The following is a 3,075-nucleotide window of genomic DNA, read 5'->3' as shown; positions in this document are numbered from 1 at the left end:
GGAGTGGGGGCCGTGAGTAAGGGGAAGCCGCCACTGCCCGGGGCCGTCGGAAGGGGAAGTACGACCGTCATGACACCTGCTCCCTCAGCACTCGGTCCACCGGAACGTCCGCCGTCACCGTCACCGCGCCCGGATCCAGGTCCCCCGGCGTCGGCATCACGCTGCCCGGGAGCTGGACGGCGGCCGCGCCGTGGGCCACCGCCGAGGCGAGGGCCTCCGGGCCGTCGCCACCCGCGATCAGGAAGCCGGCCAGGGAGGAGTCGCCGGCGCCGACGTTGCTGCGTACGGCGTCCACGCGGGCGCTGCCGAACCAGGCCCCCGAGTCGTTCACGAGCACCTGGCCGTCCGCGCCGAGGCTGGCGAGCACGGCGGCCGCGCCCATCTCCCGCAGTTCCTCGGCGGCCTTGACCGCGTCGCCGACCGTGGCGAGGGGGCGGCCGACGGCCCCGGCGAGTTCCTCGGCGTTGGGCTTCACGACGTCCGGGCGCTCACGCAGGGCGGCCAGCAGTGCCGGGCCGGAGGTGTCGAGGGCGATCCGGGTGCCCGCCGCGTGCGCGCGGGCGACCAGGGCGGCGTACCAGGACGGAGCCAGCCCACGCGGAAGGCTGCCGCAGCAGGCGATCCAGGAGGCGTCGACGGACTGCGCGCGCACGGTCTCCAGGAGCAGTTCCTGCTCGGCCGCAGAGAGCTCGGGGCCGGGTGCGTTGATCTTCGTCAGGACGCCGTCGGCCTCCGCGAGCGCGATGTTGGACCGGGTGGCCCCCACGACCGGTACCCGCGCGACCTCGATCCCCTGCGCGTCGAGCAGGTCCGCGACCAGCGCGCCCGGGGCGCCGCCGAGCGGCAGGACGGCCACGGTGCGCTGTCCGGCGGCGGCGACCGCCCGCGACACGTTGACGCCCTTGCCGCCCGGGTCCATGCGTTCGCCGGTGGCCCGGATGACCTCGCCGCGGTCGAGGGAGGGGACCTCGTAGGTGCGGTCGAGGGAGGGGTTCGGGGTGACGGTGAGGATCATGCTCGGTCTCTCCGGCTGGGGGTCTGGGGGGTCGCGGCTGAGCCGCTGAAGACCTCGGCCCCCGGGACGAGCAGCACTTCCGTCCCGCCGCGTTCGATGGCGGTGGCGTCTTCGGGGCCCAGCCCGCTGTCGGTGATGAGCAGGTCCACGTCACTGAGGGCGCCGAAGCGGGCGAAGTGCTCCTGGCCGTGCTTGGAGGAGTCGGCGAGCAGCACCACGCGGCGGGCGGCGGCCACCGCCGCCCGCTTCACGGCGGCCTCGGCGAGGTCGGGGGTGGTCAGTCCGTGTCCGGCGGAGAAGCCGTTCGCGGCGACGAAGAGCACGTCGGCGCGGATCTCGCCGTACGCCCGCAGGGCCCAGGCGTCCACGGCCGCGCGCGTACGGTGCCGGACTCGGCCGCCGACCAGGTGGAGCTGGATGCCGGGGTGGTCCGCGAGGCGGGCCGCGATGGGGAGGCTGTGGGTCACGGCGGTGAGCGTGGTCTCCAGCGGGATGGCGGCGGCGAGCCGGGCGATCGTCGTCCCCGCGTCGAGGATCACCGTGCCGTCGGTCGGCAGCTCGGCGAGCGCGGCGTGGGCGATGCGGTCCTTCTCGTCGATGGCGGTGCCCTCGCGCTCGGCGAGGTCGGGCTCGAAGTCCAGCCGGCCCGCGGGGATCGCGCCGCCGTGCACGCGGCGGACGAGGCCCGCCCTGTCCAGGGCCTTCAGGTCGCGCCGGATCGTCTCCGCCGTGACCTGGAACTCCTCCGCCAGCGAGACCACGTCCACCCGGCCGCCGTCACGGGCGAGCCGGAGGATCTCCTGCTGCCGCTCCGGTGCGTACATGTCCGTTCGCCTCCGCCCGATGCCCGAACTTGTGGATTCGCAGGGAGGCTACGCCTGGATTTCCAGAAAGTAAACAGGTTCGGGCATTCGTCAGACACAAACGGGCACGGAGGTGCGTGCGGCCACAGTCAAGTAAAGCAAGCCGCTATAGGTCAGAACCTGGCCTAGACGTGCGGCATCCTCGACGTCATGACGACCGACACTCCGGCGCGGCTCCTGCAGCTCCTCTCCCTCCTCCAGACGCCTCGTGAGTGGCCCGGCGGTGAGCTCGCCGGCCGGCTCGGCGTCTCCCGCCGCACGGTGCGGCGGGACATCGACCGGCTGCGTGAGCTCGGCTATCCGGTGCAGGCGACCAAGGGGTCCGACGGTGGTTACCGGCTGGTGGCCGGGAAGGCCATGCCCCCGCTGGTCCTGGACGACGAGGAGGCCGTCGCGATCGCGGTCGGGCTGCGCGCCGGGGCAGGGCACGCCGTCGAGGGCGTGGACGAGGCATCCGTACGGGCGCTCGCCAAGCTGGAACAGGTGCTGCCCTCGCGCCTGCGCCACCGCGTCTCCACCCTCCAGGCCGCCACCACTCCCCTGACCAGCGGTGACGGGGCGACCGTGGCGCCCGAGACGCTGACGGTGATGGCCTCGGCGGTGGCCGGGCAGGAGCGGTTGCGGTTCGCGTACCGCGCCGGGGACGGCACCGAGACACGGCGCCTGACGGAGCCGTACCGGCTGGTGTCGACCGGCCGGCGCTGGTATCTCGTCGCGTACGACCTGGACCGCGCCGACTGGCGCACCTTCCGGGTGGACCGGGTCAGCGATCCCTTCGCGACGGGCGCGCGGTTCGCACCGCGCGAGCTGCCGACGGGGAGTGCGGCGGAGTATCTGCGGCAGTCGATGTACCGACGGCAGGAGGCGTACGAGTTCGATGTGACGTTCGCGGCGCCCGCGGAGTTCGTCGCGGCGCGGTTGCCGCGCTGGATGGGCTCGCCCGAGGCGGTCGACGAGCTCAGCTGCCGGCTGCGGGCCACCTCGGAGGGCCCCATGGAGTGGCTGGCTGTGCGGCTGGCACTGCTCGACTGCGAGTTCACGGTGCATGAGCCGACGGAACTGGTCGAGCACGTACGGGAGTTGGGGACGCGACTGACGCGGGCGGCGGGCGGACAGGCCCCGGTACGCGGCGGATGAGTCTGTACGAGTCCGTACGTGGCGAGAAATGGAGCTGGGCTTCGGCGCCAGGGGGGGAGG

At 73.6% G+C, this 3,075-nt stretch carries 3 protein-coding genes; 1 reads left to right on the top strand and 2 read right to left on the bottom strand.

Features of this window, described 5'->3' with window-relative positions; genetic code table 11:
* Positions 1–67 precede the first annotated feature (67 nt).
* On the bottom strand, positions 68–1,015 hold the full coding sequence (pfkB, locus tag FNH08_RS47885; protein ID WP_152778179.1) for a 1-phosphofructokinase: 948 nt from the start codon (positions 1,013–1,015) through the stop codon (positions 68–70).
* Entirely contained in the window at positions 1,012–1,839 is an 828-nt protein-coding gene (locus FNH08_RS47880) for a DeoR/GlpR family DNA-binding transcription regulator (RefSeq protein ID WP_152778178.1), read from the bottom strand. Before FNH08_RS47880 ends, pfkB begins: the two co-directional genes overlap by 4 nt.
* A gap of 189 nt (positions 1,840–2,028) precedes the next feature.
* Here FNH08_RS47880 and FNH08_RS47875 point away from each other — a divergent pair, with 189 nt between their 5' ends.
* Positions 2,029–3,015: a helix-turn-helix transcriptional regulator gene (locus FNH08_RS47875; protein WP_152778177.1), complete on the top strand. Its 987-nt coding sequence runs from the start codon at positions 2,029–2,031 to the stop codon at positions 3,013–3,015.
* Positions 3,016–3,075 lie beyond the last annotated feature (60 nt).

It is taken from the genome of Streptomyces spongiae, from assembly GCF_009377185.1.
Lineage (GTDB): Bacteria > Actinomycetota > Actinomycetes > Streptomycetales > Streptomycetaceae > Streptomyces > Streptomyces spongiae.
Note: the sequence above shows the minus strand (reverse complement) of the source record. Positions and strands in the feature narration are given on the sequence as shown.

Coding starts and splice junctions, on each gene's coding strand:
- FNH08_RS47880 (WP_152778178.1), bottom strand. CDS start 1,839: ATGTACGCACCGGAGCGGCAGCAGGAGATCCTCCGGCTCGCCCGTGAC.
- pfkB (WP_152778179.1), bottom strand. CDS start 1,015: ATGATCCTCACCGTCACCCCGAACCCCTCCCTCGACCGCACCTACGAG.
- FNH08_RS47875 (WP_152778177.1), top strand. CDS start 2,029: ATGACGACCGACACTCCGGCGCGGCTCCTGCAGCTCCTCTCCCTCCTC.